13 protein-coding genes are annotated in these 14,593 nt (G+C 73.0%); 6 read left to right on the top strand and 7 right to left on the bottom strand.

Annotation, left to right across the window (positions count from 1 at the left end):
• Positions 1-26 precede the first annotated feature (26 nt).
• Positions 27-1,520, bottom strand: a complete 1,494-nt coding sequence (locus WME98_RS43000) for an O-antigen ligase family protein (protein WP_437947439.1) — start codon at positions 1,518-1,520, stop codon at positions 27-29.
• Between the two features lie 247 nt (positions 1,521-1,767).
• Here WME98_RS43000 and WME98_RS42995 point away from each other — a divergent pair, with 247 nt between their 5' ends.
• Entirely contained in the window at positions 1,768-2,373 is a 606-nt protein-coding gene (locus WME98_RS42995; protein ID WP_061625393.1) for a polysaccharide biosynthesis/export family protein, read from the top strand.
• A gap of 282 nt (positions 2,374-2,655) precedes the next feature.
• Here the strand turns inward: WME98_RS42995 and WME98_RS42990 are convergent, their stop codons facing one another.
• From WME98_RS42990 to WME98_RS42980, 3 genes are all read right to left on the bottom strand, one after another.
• Positions 2,656-3,870: an alpha/beta hydrolase gene (locus WME98_RS42990; RefSeq protein WP_437947438.1), complete on the bottom strand. Its 1,215-nt coding sequence runs from the start codon at positions 3,868-3,870 to the stop codon at positions 2,656-2,658.
• Positions 3,870-4,433 carry a VOC family protein gene (locus WME98_RS42985; RefSeq protein ID WP_437947437.1) on the bottom strand — a complete coding sequence of 188 codons (564 nt, stop codon included), beginning with the start codon at positions 4,431-4,433 and terminating at the stop codon, positions 3,870-3,872. The genes WME98_RS42990 and WME98_RS42985 overlap by 1 nt, the downstream gene beginning before the upstream one ends.
• A gap of 181 nt (positions 4,434-4,614) precedes the next feature.
• Positions 4,615-5,859: a hypothetical protein gene (locus tag WME98_RS42980; protein ID WP_437947436.1), complete on the bottom strand. Its 1,245-nt coding sequence runs from the start codon at positions 5,857-5,859 to the stop codon at positions 4,615-4,617.
• A gap of 102 nt (positions 5,860-5,961) precedes the next feature.
• Between WME98_RS42980 and WME98_RS42975 the strand changes: the two genes are divergently transcribed.
• The 4 genes from WME98_RS42975 to WME98_RS42960 all read left to right on the top strand — a co-directional run bounded on the left by WME98_RS42975 (position 5,962) and on the right by WME98_RS42960 (position 10,357).
• Positions 5,962-6,774, top strand: a complete 813-nt coding sequence (locus WME98_RS42975) for a nitrilase-related carbon-nitrogen hydrolase (protein WP_437947435.1) — start codon at positions 5,962-5,964, stop codon at positions 6,772-6,774.
• Positions 6,775-6,804: 30 nt separating this feature from the next.
• Entirely contained in the window at positions 6,805-7,824 is a 1,020-nt protein-coding gene (locus WME98_RS42970) for an AraC family transcriptional regulator (RefSeq protein WP_437947434.1), read from the top strand.
• Between the two features lie 170 nt (positions 7,825-7,994).
• Positions 7,995-9,896, top strand: a complete 1,902-nt coding sequence (locus WME98_RS42965; protein ID WP_437947433.1) for an eCIS core domain-containing protein — start codon at positions 7,995-7,997, stop codon at positions 9,894-9,896.
• A complete protein-coding gene (locus WME98_RS42960) occupies positions 9,896-10,357 on the top strand; it encodes a Tsi3 family protein (RefSeq protein ID WP_437947432.1) in 462 nt (153 codons plus the stop codon). Before WME98_RS42965 ends, WME98_RS42960 begins: the two co-directional genes overlap by 1 nt.
• Positions 10,358-10,748: 391 nt before the next feature.
• Here WME98_RS42960 and WME98_RS42955 read toward each other — a convergent pair whose 3' ends face one another.
• The 3 genes from WME98_RS42955 to WME98_RS42945 form a co-directional block, all read right to left on the bottom strand.
• Positions 10,749-11,303, bottom strand: a complete 555-nt coding sequence (locus tag WME98_RS42955; RefSeq protein WP_437947431.1) for a GNAT family N-acetyltransferase — start codon at positions 11,301-11,303, stop codon at positions 10,749-10,751.
• A gap of 73 nt (positions 11,304-11,376) precedes the next feature.
• Positions 11,377-12,402 carry an SMP-30/gluconolactonase/LRE family protein gene (locus WME98_RS42950; protein WP_437947430.1) on the bottom strand — a complete coding sequence of 342 codons (1,026 nt, stop codon included), beginning with the start codon at positions 12,400-12,402 and terminating at the stop codon, positions 11,377-11,379.
• A 33-nt stretch (positions 12,403-12,435) separates the two neighbouring features.
• Positions 12,436-12,918 carry a hypothetical protein gene (locus WME98_RS42945; RefSeq protein ID WP_437947429.1) on the bottom strand — a complete coding sequence of 161 codons (483 nt, stop codon included), beginning with the start codon at positions 12,916-12,918 and terminating at the stop codon, positions 12,436-12,438.
• Between the two features lie 244 nt (positions 12,919-13,162).
• Between WME98_RS42945 and WME98_RS42940 the strand changes: the two genes are divergently transcribed.
• Complete coding sequence (locus WME98_RS42940; RefSeq protein WP_437947428.1) at positions 13,163-14,497, top strand: cytochrome P450; 1,335 nt, start codon at positions 13,163-13,165, stop codon at positions 14,495-14,497.
• Positions 14,498-14,593 lie beyond the last annotated feature (96 nt).

The following is a 14,593-nucleotide window of genomic DNA, read 5'->3' as shown; positions in this document are numbered from 1 at the left end:
GACCAGCATACCACCCCGGGGCGCGCTCACCCGAGGAACCGGAGCAGGACGTTGAGCAGCACGAGCACGGCGAACATCCCGCCGCACACGAGCGCGACCTCCCTCAGGGACACGCGCACCGAGATGCGGGCGTCCTCGGCCCGCGCCGCTCCATACAGCGCAGCGGAAGCGCCGAGCGTCATGTAAAGGACGTCCTTGTAAGCCCACGACAGGAAGAAGATCCCGAGCAGCGCGCCGCACAGGCTCACGAAGATCGCCGGCGCGAACCGCCTCGCCGCAGGGCCGACCTCGGCGTCGCCCAGCCAGATCGAGAGCGGTACTTTGATCGACGCATACAGGACGAGCGCGAACAGGCACATCCCGAGCAGGCCCGTCTCGGACGCGGCGAGCAGGTAGGAGTTGTGGGCGGTCAGGCCGAGCGACGACTCGTCGCCGAACTGCCCTGCGCCGACGCCGATGCCCCGGGTGCGCCGGATCATCTCGAACGCCTCCCGGAGCAGCTCGACGCGCTCCTCCGAGCTCTCGCTCGCCTCGTCGCCGCTGCGGCCGCCGAGCAGGAGCATGGGCGGGCCGATGAAGCAGGCGGCGACGGCGCCGAGGGTCCCGCTCCACCGGATGAACGTGAGGCCGAGGACCGCCAGGTACACGATCACCCCCGAGCGCGAGCGCGACAGGACGACCATCGCGCCGATCGCCGCGATGACGGCCACCACGGGGAGCGCGCGCAGCGCCGCGGCCGCGCGCGAGAGCAGCCGATCGGTGAGCAGGTGCGGCAGCGCAGGCCGAAGGCGCGCCCCGCAGGGAGCCGCGGGCGCGCGCAGGACGGCGCCGCCGGGAGCCGCGGGCGCGCGCCGGCGGCCGCGCCGCTCGGCGAGCGCGATCGCGAGCGGGATCGACATGCCGGCCATCAGGGAGAGCTCGTTCGGATCGGCGAGCGAGCCGCGGTAGCGGACGCGCCCGTCGATCGTCGACGTGCCGAGCGGCCCGGGGCGCTCGCACCGGTAGTTGCCGTCGGGGACGGGCGGATCCTTGCGGCAGTCGAGGTTGGTCTCGCAGGGGCGTCCATCCGGCTCGAGCTCGCCCTTGCCTTCCCAGTCGTCGGGCGCGGCGAGCATGCAGCCGTAGGGCTGAAACGCCTGCACGATCGCGACCGCGGTGGTGACGACGGCGCAGCCGACGAGCGTGATCGCGAGCGCGCGCACCCCGCGCGGCGAAGCGGCGGCGAAGGCGACGGCGAGGAAGACGCCCGCGACGGTCGCGAGCTGCAGGCCGCGCTCCTCGAGGGCGGCCGGGCGCTTGAGCGCGGTCGTGAGGGCCGCCCAGGCGAGGAACGCGAGCGCATAGACGACCTGAGGCGCGAGCGTCGGCTTGAGCCGCCGCCATACGACGTCGAGGGCGACGCACAGCAGGGTGAGCCCGAACGCCGCGTGAACGAGCGGAATTCCCTCGAGCGCGGGGATGAACTCCTGCGGCTTGAGGATGACGAGCGCGCACAGCGCGCACACGACCCACGCTGCCATGGTGTGGCGCGCCGCGAGCGCCGCGCAGGCCGCCCGCGCCGCGAGCTCACGATGGCCGCGGTGAGGCGCCCTGCGCAAGCGCGATGAGGCGCGGCGCGCATTCCCCCCTTCCGCGCGACGGATCTAGCACCGTGGGCTCGACCGGCACGCGGGAAGCGCCGGTGCGCGGGCGAGGAGCAGGCGCGGGGCGCGGCCGCGGGATCGGCGCTTGCTGGTGCGCGATTCCATCATGGAGGGTGATAACCGCATGTGCTCCCGCTGTGTCCGGATTGCCCTGCTCTGCTCCGCGCTGATGGCCCTCGTGGCGTCCTCGGGTTGCGGCGCGAGCGCCCCGCGGGTCGATTTCGAGGCCGAGCGCCGCGCGACGAGCGCCTATGCGGTCGGCCCCGGCGACGTGCTGGAGGTGCGCGCCTGGAAGAACGAGGCGCTGAGCCACCGCGTCACGGTGCGGCCAGACGGGTTCATCACGGTCCCGCTCGTCGGCGATATCCTGGCGTCGGGGCGCACCGTCATGGGCATCGCCGAGGAGATCGCGACGCAGGCGGCCAAGTTCTACCACGAGAAGCCGGTCGTCAGCGTGGAGGTGGCGGAGCTCCACAGCTACCGCGTCTACGTGATGGGCGAGGTGTCGCGTCCGGGCGAGTTCACGCCGAGGGCGCAGATCACCGTGCTCCAGGCGCTCGCCCTCGCCGGCGGCTTCACGCGCTTCGCCGATCCCGACGAGGTGGTGATCGTCCGGCGCGACGCGCTCGGCGAGCGCAGGATTCCGTTCGTGTTCGATGAGGTCGTCGAAAAAGGCGATCTCCGCGGGGATCTGCCGCTGCAGACGAACGATACGGTGGTGGTGCCGTAGGGCGTCGGTGCGCGGCGACTCCGGGCCGCCACGTCCGGCTGGCGATCGGCGCGGCGCATTTTGGCATCCTGGGCTGGATGCGCCCCGACGCCGCGCTGCAGCTCCTCGCCGCGTTGCTCCTCTCGCTCCCGGCGCTCGCCGCCGCGTGTGCGCCCCCCAGCCCTGGCATCCGGCTCCCGCCGGGCGAGTTCTTCGGGGGCGCGGATCGGGTGGCGCCCTGCCCGCGCAGCGCGGGTGAGGAGGCAGGCCGACACATCCGCCCCGCCGAGCCGCGCCCCACGCCTATCCGAAGCGCTCGCGGATCCACGCCGCGATGAGCTCCGCCGCCGCCTGCCGGTGCCCGTTCAAGAAGTGCGTCGCCCCCTGGAGCTCCACGTAGCTCCTGTCCTGCGCCGCGCTCGCCTCGAAGCTCTCCCGCGCCTGCCGCAGCCGGATCTCCGTGTCCGCCGTCGCGTGCACGAACAGCGTCGGGATCGCGACCGCGCGCAGGCTGTCCGCGAGCCGCGCCCGCGACGACAGGCTCGACCACGTGGACAGCCACGCTCGCGCCGTGAGCGTCCGCGCCACGCCCCCATAACCGTAGTTCGCGACGAACGGATCCGGCGACGCGAAGATCGACCCGAGCGCGCGGTCGTCCGGCTCGATGGTCGGGTCCAGATACGCCGGATCCGCCACCGTGCGGTACACGGTCATGAATCGCCCATGCGCGCTCCGCCGCCGCATCCGGCCCCACTCGGGGTGCTCCGGGGCCATCCCCTCCAGCGCCGCCGCCGCGTCGGCTTGCGCCTCGACCGCCGCCCGCGCCGCGGCGTCGATGCGCGCGACCCGCGCCCGCTGCGCCGCCCGGTAGCGCGCGAGCCACGCGCGGCCGTACCTGCACGGCTCCGGCCACGGCCGCCAGCCGTTGTCCGGATCGTACATGTCGAGCGACGGATCGACCGACAGCGGATCTCCCTCGTCCACCACCGAAGGGTCGATCGCCTGCTCCAGGAACACCCCCTGCCCCGGGTGCGCCGCCAGCGCGACGATGGCGTCCCCCAGCCGCCGCCCCTCGGCCGCCGCGCCGGCCTCCGCCAGCGCGAGCAGCGCGCCGCCCCCCGAGTTGCCGAGCAGCACCACCGCCTCGGCGCCCCGCGCCCGCGCCGCCTCCACCGCGGTCTCGACGTCGAGCACCGCCTTCTCGTGGAGACAGTCGGTGTCGTTGTTCACGTAGCGCGTCGCGCACCCGAGCGCCGCCACCCCCCGCGCCGCGAGCAGCGGGCAGAGGTAATGGACCGAGAAATCCGCCCGCGGGTGCGCGAGCACCGCCGCCACCTTGAACCGACCGCCCGGCGGCGTCCAAAACAGGCCCCGCACGAGCGCGCCGTCGCTCCCCACGGCCGCGACCGGCTCCCGCCCCAGGGAAACCGCCGGCTCGTCCTCGGGCAAGGGCCAGTAACCGAACGCCGCGGGGCGGCGCCCATGCCCCAGCATCGCATCCACGACAGGCGCGCTCATCACGCCACCTGCGGACGGTGGACGATCACGGGCCGCGGCAGCTCGAGCGGCGGCATGGGATCGAGGAGCGCGCGCTCCGCCTCGGCCACCTCCTCCGCCGAGAAGGGCCGCAGCGTCTGGCAAAACTCGACCAGGATGCCGTTGGGATCCATCGTGTAGATGGAACGGCAGAAATCGTGATCCGCCTCGGTGACCTCGTGACCGTGCGAGAGCCACCGCGCGAGCATCCGGCTGTAGAACTCGCTGGTCGGCGCGGTGAAGGCGAGGTGGTTCACCCACGCCGGCAGCCCCAGCCCCGTCGAGATATCCGTCCTGAAGCGCCCCCGCACCGCCTCTTCGTGCACTTCCCAGAACGCCAGGAGCGGCCCCTCCGGCTCGCTCGTCTGATAAAAGGCGTGCCTCGCCCAGCCCCCGTCACGGCTGCCCTCGTAAGGGACCGCCATCACCTTGACGAGGCGGAACCCCATCACCTGGGTATAAAACCGGTGCGTGGCGACCAGATCCCTGGCCGCCAGCGCGATATGATGCACCCCCATCGTCCCCCCCTTGTGCAGGACGATCATGCCACGAGCGGGCGAGCTCGCTCAAGGTGAATGCCATCCCATCGCCCCGTCACTCGAGCGCTCGCGCGTCGCGGCGCAACGCGGATGAGCTGCGCGTGCCCCCCTCGGCCGATAAGGCTGCTTCGTTCCGAACGGCGAGATCTCGAGGGCCCCGAGCGCGGTACGCTCGGGGCGCTCGCCGCTACCGCGGCGTCCCCATCCACACGCGGGACGTGACGGGGTCGAACACGAGCCGCCTCGCGTCCGCATAGAACGACGCGGCCACCTGCGCTGCGGGGATGGACCACGTCCCGATCCCGCCGCACTGCCTGGCCTCGGGCGGCGTGTCCTTGAGGAAGAGCATCACGTCCTGCGCGGCGACGGCGGCGGATCCGTCGGTGCTGACCAGCTCGAACGGCGCGCCCCGGAGGATGCGGTAGGCCGAGACCTGCTCCGCCTGCCCCGGGACGCAGGTGCTCAGCGACATCGCGGCCTCGGGCACCGGCTCGAGGTCGATCCCCGCCGCCTCGATCGCCGCGAGGAAGGCGCGATTGATGTTGACCGATCGCCGGTACACCGCGTCGTCGTACCCCGTATCGAGCTGCGCGACGGCCTGCGCCGCGCCGATGCGCGCCGGGACGGTCGGCACGTTCGGGAAGCCCGCCTGGACCGCGGCGAGATCGGAAGAATAGTATCCCGCGGTCCAGAGCGGCTTCATGCCCTCGGCGCGCAGGATCTCATCGGGGCAGAGCGCCCCGGCGTCGGCCCGGTAGACGGCGCCGTCCTCGAAATCGAGCGTGAACGCATGGAGCGACAGGAAGTCCGTGCCGAGGATGCCGGCCTGGCGCACCGTGCCCTGGATGCCCGAGTGGTCCTGCACCGTGAGGCGGACGGTGCCCCAGGGGCCGTAGAAATCGAAGTCGGCGAACCGATCGGCGCTGCCGGCGACGGGCTCGGGGACCACCCCGCCCGCGAAGCCCTGCGGGTCGATGGTGCTGGCCGTGGTGCCGAAGTCGAGGAGGAAGTGGCCTTCCGCGGCGCCGACGCGCGCGACGGCATAAGGCATCTGGCTGGAGATCACGAGAGGCCGCTTCTCGCCATGACAGCCCTGGAGATCGGCGAGCGGGGCCCCGCCCGCCCCCGCGCCGCTCGCCTCGGCCCCGCCGGTGCCGCCAGCGCCCGCTCCGGCCTCGCCAGCGCCGCCCGCGACCGCCCCGGCCCCGCCAGCGCCGCCCAGGCCTTCCCCGGCGCCCCCCGCGTCGCCCGCGCCAGCGGACGGCGGCGCCTCGCCCGTGGTCGCGCTCTGGGCGGGCGAATCCGCGCGATCGGGGGCGCCGCAGCAGGCCGAGACGGCGACCAGCGAGAGGACCGCGGCGGCGGCGGCGCGCGGCCTCGCACGAGGGGAGCTCGACCCCGCCGAGCGCTCGAACCCAAGCATCCGCGCCATGGTACCCGGCACTGCCGCGTCGCGTCAACCTCGGTCGCTCGGTCGCGCGCAGGGCCCATCGGGTACGCTGGAGCCCCGGAGCGCCGCTAAAGGGTCGATCTCATGCGCATCGCCGTGCTGCAGGCCAACGCCGTCCCGGGACAGGTGGACACCAACGTCGCGCGCATCGCCGGCGCGGCCCGGCGCGCCGCCGAGGGCGGCGCTCACCTCTTGGTCACTCCGGAGCTGTTCACGACGGGCTACGTCCCGGCGCTGGTGCCCCGGACGCTGCTCCAGACCTCGCCCGAGGCCATCGCCCGGCGGCTCGCGGACGTCGCGTCGAGCTGCGGCATCGCGCTGGTCGCCAGCGCGCCCGACCGCGGCCCCGACGGGGAGCTCTTCATCGCCGCGCACCTCTTCGATCGCGCCGGGGCGCGCCTCGCGACCTACCGCAAGACGCACCTCTACGGCCCGGACGAGGCCGCGGTCTTCACCCAGGGCCGCGGCGAGCTGCCCATCGCGGCCCTGCACGGCTTCCGGATCGGCCTCTTGATCTGCTACGACATCGAGTTTCCCGAGGCGGTGCGCGGCGTCGCGCTGGCCGGCGCCGATCTCGTGTGCGCGCCGACCGCGCTGCCGGAGCCGTTCGGCGTGGTGGCCCGCACTCTGCCGCCCGCGCGCGCGCTGGAGAGCCAGGTGTTCATCGCCTACGCCAACCACTGCGGGCAGGAAGGCGACACCGTCCTGTGCGGCCAGAGCATCATCGCGGCCCCGGACGGCTCGGTCCTGGCCGCCGCGGGCGCCGCCGGCGAGGACCTGCTCTTCGCCGATCTCGATCCCGAGCTCCAGCGCGCGTCGCGCGCGGACAACCGCTACCTCTCGGAGCGCCGCCCCGACGTGTACGCCGCGTGGGAGCGCCCGGCCCGCGCGGGATAGCCAGCGCGTGCGCTATCCTCGGCCCGCGCCATGTCCTACGGCGAGCTCGTCTTCGCATCCTTGCCGGCCGCGCTCATCGAGTTCGCCTCGTCGCGCGGCGTCCCTCGCGACGATCTCCTCCGCGCCGCCGGCGTCTCGGCCGAGGCGCTCGCCGCGCCCGACGAGCTCGTGCCGTACGCGTCGCTCCTGTCGCTGTGGGCGCTCATGCTCGAGCGCCTCCCCGGCGAGCCGCTCGGGCTGACCTACGCGCGCTGGATCCCGGTCTCGATCGTGGGCATCGTCGGGCACGTCGCGCGCCACAGCGAGACCCTGCGAGAGGCGGTCGCGGTCTATGGCCGCTTCTTCAGGCTCATGGACCCGCACCTCCGCATCGTCATCGAGGAGCGGGGCGAGGTCTTCCACCTCGCGCTCGAGCACGAGCCGCGGGTCGTCGCGATGGCCGAGCCGATCGAGATGATGGCCGCGGGGCTCGCGCGCTTCATCGCGCTCTACCTCGACGGCGCCGCGCGGCCGCTCGAGGCCATGTTCCGCCACCCCCGCCGGCACCCGATCCCGCTCTACGAGGAGGCGCTCGGCGCCCCGGTGCGCTTCGAGGCGGCCGCGACCGGCCTCGTCTACGACGCGCGCGTGCTCGACGCGCCCCTCGTCGGCGCGGATCCCTCGGTCCGCGATTACCTCGTGCGCCATGCCGAGCAGCTGCTCGCCGCGCGCGCCGCGCCCGCCGGCGCGGCGCCGCTCGACGCGCGCGTGCGCGCCCTCATCGGCGAGCGGCTCGATCGCGGCGAGGTGGACCAGGCGCGGATCGCGCGCGCGCTGGGCATGAGCACGCGCTCGCTCCAGCGCGCCCTCAAGGATCTCGGCACGTCGTTCACGGCGCAGCTCGACGAGGCCCGGCGGGGCAAGGCGCTCGAGCTCCTCCGCCGGCGCGATCTCGCGCTCCAGGAGATCGCCTTCCTGCTCGGCTACGGCGAGCCGCGCCACTTCTACCGCAGCTTCCGCCGCTGGACGGGCACCACCCCGGGCGAGTACCGGCGCACCCGCGTCCGATAGCTCCGTACGTCAGAGATCCCGCCAGGAGAACCGATAGACGGCGAGCGGCCGCCCAAGGGTGGGATTTAGGAGCGCCGAGCGCGTGGGCATCGTCGCATAGGCCACTATCCCTGGCCCCGTCCATCATGCGCTGATAGGCTCGCGTCGACCACACCCGTGGGGGACCCATCATGTTCACGTTCGACCGCAAGCCGGGGCCCTCCGTGCCGCACGCCCCTGCCCCGAGGCCCGCGCGGCAGCGCCATGCGCAGGCGCGGACGCTGCCCTCAGTCTGGGATCGGCCCGCCACGTCGCCCGGCCGCCCCGCTCCTTCCGGCGCGCCCTGGTCACCCCGAGGGCGCGCGGCTCCCGAGGCCGGCGGAGTTCCTCCCGTCACACCGGGCTTCCTGCTCGATTTCACCCGCATCCCTGTCCGGCCGCCGCCGGTCCAGCGCACGGCGACCGAAAGGTCCCCGGGGGATCGGATCGAGGTTCCCGCGCCGGGCGGCGCGGCCGCTGGAGAGCTCGCGCTCGTGAGCGACGTGCTCGACTCCCCGGGGCGCCCCCTCGACCCCGTCGCTCGCGATGACATGGAAGCGCGCTTCGGCCGGAGCTTCTCGGGCGTGCGTGTGCACACCGACGAGCGCGCCGCCCGGTCGGCGGCGGCGCTCGGCGCCCGCGCGTTCGCCAGCGATGGCCACATCATCTTTGGGCGAGGCCAATACGACCCGTCGTCGCGCGGAGGGCGCGGGCTCATCGCCCACGAGCTGACGCACACGATCCAGGGGGCCTCGGCCGGAAACGGTGTCGAGCCGCGCGCGAGCCCGGCGGAGGTCGAGGCCGAGCGCGTCGGCCTCCGCGTGCGCGCTGGCCTCCCGGCCGGGGCCATCTCGCGCGGCACGAGCGGGCTCGCGCTCACGCCGACCGGCGACAGCGTCAAGCCCCTCATTGCCCATTCCGCGTTCGACTGGGAGGTGACGCCCGCGGAAGAGGCCTCGGTCCTCGCGCTTCTCGGGGCGGATCCGGATCTGTCGGCTACGATCACGGACCTCGACGCCGATGGAGTGCTGGGGGACCTCATCTCGCGCGTCGACGAGCCGGCCAACCGGCGCGCGCTCGTCCAGCTCCTCGGCCGTCGTTTGAGCCCAACTGCGCGGGCGCTCGTCGAGTCGCACGTCCGGGCGCTCGGTCCAGACTGGGAGCTGCAGTTCAACCTCGGGCGCCACGGCGTCACCGCCGCCGCGGCGCCGTTCAACCGCGCCGCGTACGCGTCGCTCGTCAGCAGCGATCCGACGGCGCCGTTCACCGGGGTCGGGGCGACGGGGGTGAATCCGACCGCGTTGAGCATCCCGTACCGCGATCAGGCCGCCCTGGCGGTCGGCCACGCGGCGACCACGGCGAGGTACACGAACCCCATTCCAGGCAGCTTGCCGAGCTACCTCGCATCCCTCAGCGCGGTGGAGCGAACCCAGCAGGCGGAGCTCCTGCTCAACCAGCCGATCAGCTCGCTCCACGCCTCCTCGTATTTGGGCGCGCTCCCGTCCCGGGCGCAGGTCATCCGCTCGGCCGCGGCGGCGCACAACCTCGAGCCGGCGCTCGTCGCGGCGTTCATCCTGGCCGAGCAGCGAGATCAGTCCAGGAACGAGGACGCCAAGGACTACACCGGCGCGACGAGCATTATGAGCGGGAACACCTCGATAGGTCTCGGGCAGGTCGTGATCTCCACGGCGCGGCGGCACGACCTCTTCGCCGATCTTCTCACGTCCACCACGCGCCGCGCGCTGGGTCACGATCAAATCGCGCGCTTGCTCGCGTCCGACGAGTACAACATCTTCGCCGTCGCACGCTACATCCGGAGGGTAGCGAACGACGGGGCGGCGATCCCCATCACGAGCCTGCCGGGGACCCAGGCGGCCTTCCCCGGAATCAACATGAGCGCCTACGCAAACAACTCATCGACCTGGCCGGATGACAATATCCGCGCGCTCGCATCGGAGTACACGTCGCGGGCGTGGGACGACAACCTCTCGACGGGATGGGGTGATTTCGTGTACGAGGCCTACCTGGACGTCAGGGCGAGCGGGGTGTTCTGATGGCTCGCTGGACGCTCGCCTGGGCGCCCGTCGCCCTCGCGCTGATCGCGTGTTCGCCGAAGGAGAGCGCCGTGGTCGTGACCCACCCCAACGGGCTTTCGTTGAGCATTTCACCGGCGCTGGTGGTCCGCGAGCGCCCCACGGGGTTCGTGGTCAGCACCCCGGACAGCGCGTCCCGGCGCGTCCCGGTCGCGGTCGAGCTGAGCCTGCGCGCGGGCCCGAGCCCCGCCTCGACGGAGGGACCGTGGCCCGAGTCGAGGGACGTCGCCGGGCGCAAGGTATTTTACCGGATCGAGGAGAGCGAGGGCGGCTCGGGCGGATCGAGCTACACGCTGCGCGCGTGGGCTCGCCACGGGAGCGGTCACGTGCTCGTCGAGCAGATCGCCCAGGCCGAGCCGCCGGCCAAGCCGGAGTTCTCGCTGGCCTGGACGATCCTCGAAGGCCTCCGCCCGCCGCCGTGACGCGCAGCCGGCGTCCTCCAGCGTGGGTACCAGCGCGTTCGGGTTGCGCGCCAGGTACTCCGGCGTCTTCGTGATCCCGACGACGGCGCCGGTGTCGATGCGTTCGACGGGCAGATGCAGCAGCTGCGCGGTGAACACCACCTCGCGCACGTTGATGGAAGAGATGCGTCCACAGATCGTGGCGAGAGCGCGCTCTCGTCCTTGTCATCCCGGTGATGAGAGGCCGACGCTGGCAAGACAGGCTTCCAGAGCCGGTGCATGATCGGACGACACGGTGGCGCCGATATATCCGTACGGCCGGACGAGCCCCCAGTCACCGGGCGACACGCCAGAAAGACCGGGCGATCACGAGCGGTCGCGGGCAATCGAGGGCTCGGCAGCCCAGCGCACGTCACCCCTCTGCGACGAACCGCCAGGTTACATCGCCGCTCTCGTGCCGTGTTTCAAGATCTCGCACGCCAAGCAGCGGCAGCGTCTTGGTCCAGAATCGGATCGCCCGAGCGTTGTCATGGATGGCACAGAGGTGCCACCGCCCTGGATACCGATGGATCAGCAGCTGGAGCGCATGTCGGCCCGCGCCGGTTCCGCGGCTCCCGTGGATCAAGAAGAGCTCGGCGATGCTGAAGTCGACGTCGTCCGGCATGTATCTGAACGGTCGCAGGCCGACACATACGAACCCGACCGGTCGGGCGTCGCTCGCAATGACGTACGCTCGCTGGAACGGCTGCATCGGGTCCTGCGCCGACCGCGGAGCTCGCAGGTTGCCGGGCGGCGTGACGCTCGAGACCCAATCGTCGACGATGTCCGGTTGCCATCGACCGGCCTCGTCCAGAGCGTAGAAGCTCGTATCGAAGCCGGAGAGCTCGTGGACGTACATCGGCCAAACGTTCCGGAAGAACTCACGCGCTTCCCGCGTGCGCCATGCGTCGACGATGGAGATGTTCATCTCTTCCTCGATATGCCGCGACGACGCCAGCCTGCCGGAGGGAGGCCCGAAGCGCGCATCTTTCGTCCGCAGATCACCTCAGCTCGTAGACGTCGACCGTGTCCACCAGCACGTGGGGCACGAGGACGCGTCCGCGCTTCGTGTCATAACCGATATCCGCGGGCGTCTCCTGCTCGGGGATGGCGACCTCGAAGGTCCCGCCGAGCTTCCCCCGGAGCACCGCAGAGGCGTCGTGGCTGGTCACGAGGAGCGCATCTCCGAGGGAGATCAGGCCGTCGAGGCGGCCGCCGGGCGCCGTGGTGGTCACGTCCCGCTTCGCGCCCTTCTCGTCGAGCACGAAGACCTCGGGAGCGCCGCTCGAGCAAACCACGAGCCCCTTGTCGCTCCACGCGAGGCCGTTCGGCATGCGCAGGGCGGTGGTCTTCGCCAGCGCCCTGGCCTTGCCCTTCTCGATGACGTACATGGCGTCGCTCGACGTCGCCTCGAGGTTGCCGGTCGCGCCGATCGTGAAGCCGGAGTCGGACACGTAGACCTTGCCGTCCGGCGCCGCCGCGACGTCGTTCAGCAACGTCGTGCCGGGGATGGCGATCTCCCCCTTCGGCGCCCCGGTCTTGAGGTCGAACATCCGGAGGGTCGTGAGGTCGGCGACGTAGAGCACGCCCTTCGCGATCGCCGAGCCCGTCGGCGCGTCGAGCTTGACCTTGTTCTTGCCGCCCTCGATCCACTTCAGGCTCGTCACCTGACCGTCGGGCGAGAGGACGGAGATGAAGCCGTTGTTGTCCCTGTCGCCCGGATTGCCGTTGATGTTCGAGACGAGGTAGCGGTCGTTGTCCGCGTCGTAGAGCACGCTCTCCGGCTTGGCGAAGCCGGTGTACCTCGCGACCGGGCTCGGCGCGGCGCGCCTGGGCGGCTCAGGCGCCGCCGTGGAAGCAGCGGCAGCCGCCGGAGCCGCAGGCGAGGGCTCGACGCCGCTCGTCGCGACGGGCGCAGCGGAAGCGGAGGCCGCCGGTGCCAGCGCGGGCGGCGGAGCCTCCCCGCCGCAGGAGACCATCGCGGCCGCCGCGACGAGGGACGTGAACATGCCGAGGGCTCGTGCCATGGGAAAACCTCCTGGTGGCGAAGCAGCGCCGGCTCAGCGCCGGCTCAGCCGCCCGATCGCCCGGCCGAGGCGGTAAGCCAGGCGGCCGGACGGCGCGCTTTGCGGCACCGCCGGCGCGAGGTCAACCGCCGGCATCGACCCGGGGTGAGCGCCGCTCACCGGCTCCCACCGATCGGCCCCGAGGCTCGCGCGCGAGCGCTCCGCCTCCGTGCGCGTGCGCTCCGCCTCGGCGCGCGAGAGCTCCGCCTCCGCCATCGCGACCCGCCGCTCCAGCCAGGCGAGCCGGGCCCGCGCCGCCGCGAGCTCCTGCGCGGGCGCCGGACCCCGCCCGCGCAGCAGCCGCCTGAGCGCCCGGCCGAGGTGGTACATGCCCCGGCTGAACGGCCGCGCGGCCTCGGGACCCAGGTTCGCGGCCGCCTCGGCGCGGATCTGCTGCGCGCGCACGCGGCGCAGCCGCTCCTCGAGCTCGTGGATGCGGAGCCGCACCACCTCGATGTCGCTGCGGTACCTGGACATGCGCCGATGATCGCAAGCCGAGCCGCGCGCGCCAACCACGACCGGCCGCCGCGCTCGTGCTCCTCCCGCCGCCGCGGGCCCGCGCCGCCGCGCGCCCCTCTCGCCGCCGCGCGCCCCCCTGGCGCGATCCGTCGCAACGTTGGCGCCCGACGCCGCTGCCGCGCCGCCGCGCCGGCCTCATCGTTGGATCGATCCCGGCGAGGCGCCGCGCGCCACCGGGATCGAGCTCCTGCCGAGGTGCGCCATGAGCCAATTGCCCCGAGGCCCGCAGGGCCGCCTGCTGACGACCTACCAGTTCCTCACGCGTCCGATCGAGCTCCTGTCCCGGTGCGCCGCCACGTACGGCGACGTCTTCAACGTCCCGATGTACAACGGCGACGTCGTGATGGCCGGCAGCCCCGCGTCGGTGCAGGACGTGATGACCGCGCCGCCCGACGCGCTCGTCCCGTACGCCACCAAGTCGATCGCCCCGCTCGTCGGAGAGCACTCGCTCGTCATGCTCTCGGGCGAGCGCCACCGGCGCGAGCGGAAGCTGCTGACGCCGCCGTTCCACGGCGACCGCATGCGCGCCTACGCTGCGGCGATGGCGGACGTCGCCGCGCGCCGCTTCGCCGAGGCGGCGCGCGCGCCCCGCGCCGTCGCCCAGGACATCACGCAGGCGATCTCGCTCGACGTCATCCTCCGCGCCGTCTTCGGGGTGGAGGAGCCGTCGCGCATGAGCGCGTTCGCGCGCGCGATCGTCGCGATGACCGACGCGCTGACCCCGGCGCTGACCTTCCTGCCGATCCTGCAGCGCGAGCTCGGGGGCCTCGGCCCTTACGCGCGCTTCCGCCGGCGCGTCGAGCACCTGGACGCCCTGTGCCGCGAGCAGATCGCGCGGGCGCGCGCGGCGCCGGGCGACGACATCCTGAGCCTCCTGGTCGCGGCCCGCTACGACGACGGCTCGAGCATGAGCGACCAGGCCATCTTCGACGAGCTCCGGACGCTGCTCTTCGCCGGGCACGAGACCACCGCGCTCGCCCTCGCGTGGGCCCTCGACCACGCGCACCGCCACCCGACCGTCCTCGCGCGGCTGCGCGACGAGATCGACGCCCTCGGCCCGGAGCCCGACCCGGAGCGCCTCGCCGCGCTGCCCTACCTGGACGCGGTGTGCAAGGAGGCGCTGCGCCTGCACCCGATCGTCACCGAGGCCCCGCGCATGGCGGCGCAGCCGTTCCGGATCGGCGAGCACACGCTCCCGCCGGGGACGGGGGTCGCGCCGTGCATCCTGCTCGTGCACCACCGGCCCGAGCTCTACCCCGATCCGTCGCAGTTCAGGCCCGAGCGCTTCCTCGAGCGCAAGTACTCCCCGTTCGAGTACCTGCCGTTCGGCGGCGGGAACCGCCGCTGCATCGGCGCGGCCTTCGCGATGTTCGAGATGAAGATCGTGCTCGGCGTGGCGCTGTCGGCGTGGCAGTTCCGCCTGCTCGACGAGCGTCCGCCGCGGCCCGTGCGGCGCAACCTCACGCTGGGCCCCGCCGGCGGCGTCCCGCTCACCCTGCGCGCCCGCGGCCGCGCCGCCCTCCGCACCGCCGCCTGATCCCGGGCGCCGGCGGCGCGCGGCGAGAGGCCGAGGACCGGAAGGCGTTGCCCCGATCACCGGGGCACGACGGCGCCGGAGGAGACCGGGGAGATC

Origin of the sequence: Sorangium sp. So ce296, assembly GCF_051529605.1 — a bacterium.
Lineage (GTDB): Bacteria > Myxococcota_A > Polyangia > Polyangiales > Polyangiaceae > Sorangium > Sorangium cellulosum_D.
Note: the sequence above shows the minus strand (reverse complement) of the source record. Positions and strands in the feature narration are given on the sequence as shown.

What these genes read in the sequence shown, in the direction of transcription:
- WME98_RS42990 (WP_437947438.1), bottom strand. Translation starts at nt 3,870, where the DNA reads ATGAGCGCGCCTGTCGTGGATGCGATGCTGGGGCATGGGCGCCGCCCC.
- WME98_RS43000 (WP_437947439.1), bottom strand. Translation starts at nt 1,520, where the DNA reads ATGGCAGCGTGGGTCGTGTGCGCGCTGTGCGCGCTCGTCATCCTCAAG.
- WME98_RS42940 (WP_437947428.1), top strand. Translation starts at nt 13,163, where the DNA reads ATGAGCCAATTGCCCCGAGGCCCGCAGGGCCGCCTGCTGACGACCTAC.
- WME98_RS42970 (WP_437947434.1), top strand. Translation starts at nt 6,805, where the DNA reads ATGTCCTACGGCGAGCTCGTCTTCGCATCCTTGCCGGCCGCGCTCATC.
- WME98_RS42975 (WP_437947435.1), top strand. Translation starts at nt 5,962, where the DNA reads ATGCGCATCGCCGTGCTGCAGGCCAACGCCGTCCCGGGACAGGTGGAC.
- WME98_RS42980 (WP_437947436.1), bottom strand. Translation starts at nt 5,859, where the DNA reads ATGGCGCGGATGCTTGGGTTCGAGCGCTCGGCGGGGTCGAGCTCCCCT.
- WME98_RS42965 (WP_437947433.1), top strand. Translation starts at nt 7,995, where the DNA reads ATGTTCACGTTCGACCGCAAGCCGGGGCCCTCCGTGCCGCACGCCCCT.
- WME98_RS42950 (WP_437947430.1), bottom strand. Translation starts at nt 12,402, where the DNA reads ATGGCACGAGCCCTCGGCATGTTCACGTCCCTCGTCGCGGCGGCCGCG.
- WME98_RS42955 (WP_437947431.1), bottom strand. Translation starts at nt 11,303, where the DNA reads ATGAACATCTCCATCGTCGACGCATGGCGCACGCGGGAAGCGCGTGAG.
- WME98_RS42945 (WP_437947429.1), bottom strand. Translation starts at nt 12,918, where the DNA reads ATGTCCAGGTACCGCAGCGACATCGAGGTGGTGCGGCTCCGCATCCAC.
- WME98_RS42985 (WP_437947437.1), bottom strand. Translation starts at nt 4,433, where the DNA reads ATGATCGTCCTGCACAAGGGGGGGACGATGGGGGTGCATCATATCGCG.
- WME98_RS42995 (WP_061625393.1), top strand. Translation starts at nt 1,768, where the DNA reads ATGTGCTCCCGCTGTGTCCGGATTGCCCTGCTCTGCTCCGCGCTGATG.
- WME98_RS42960 (WP_437947432.1), top strand. Translation starts at nt 9,896, where the DNA reads ATGGCTCGCTGGACGCTCGCCTGGGCGCCCGTCGCCCTCGCGCTGATC.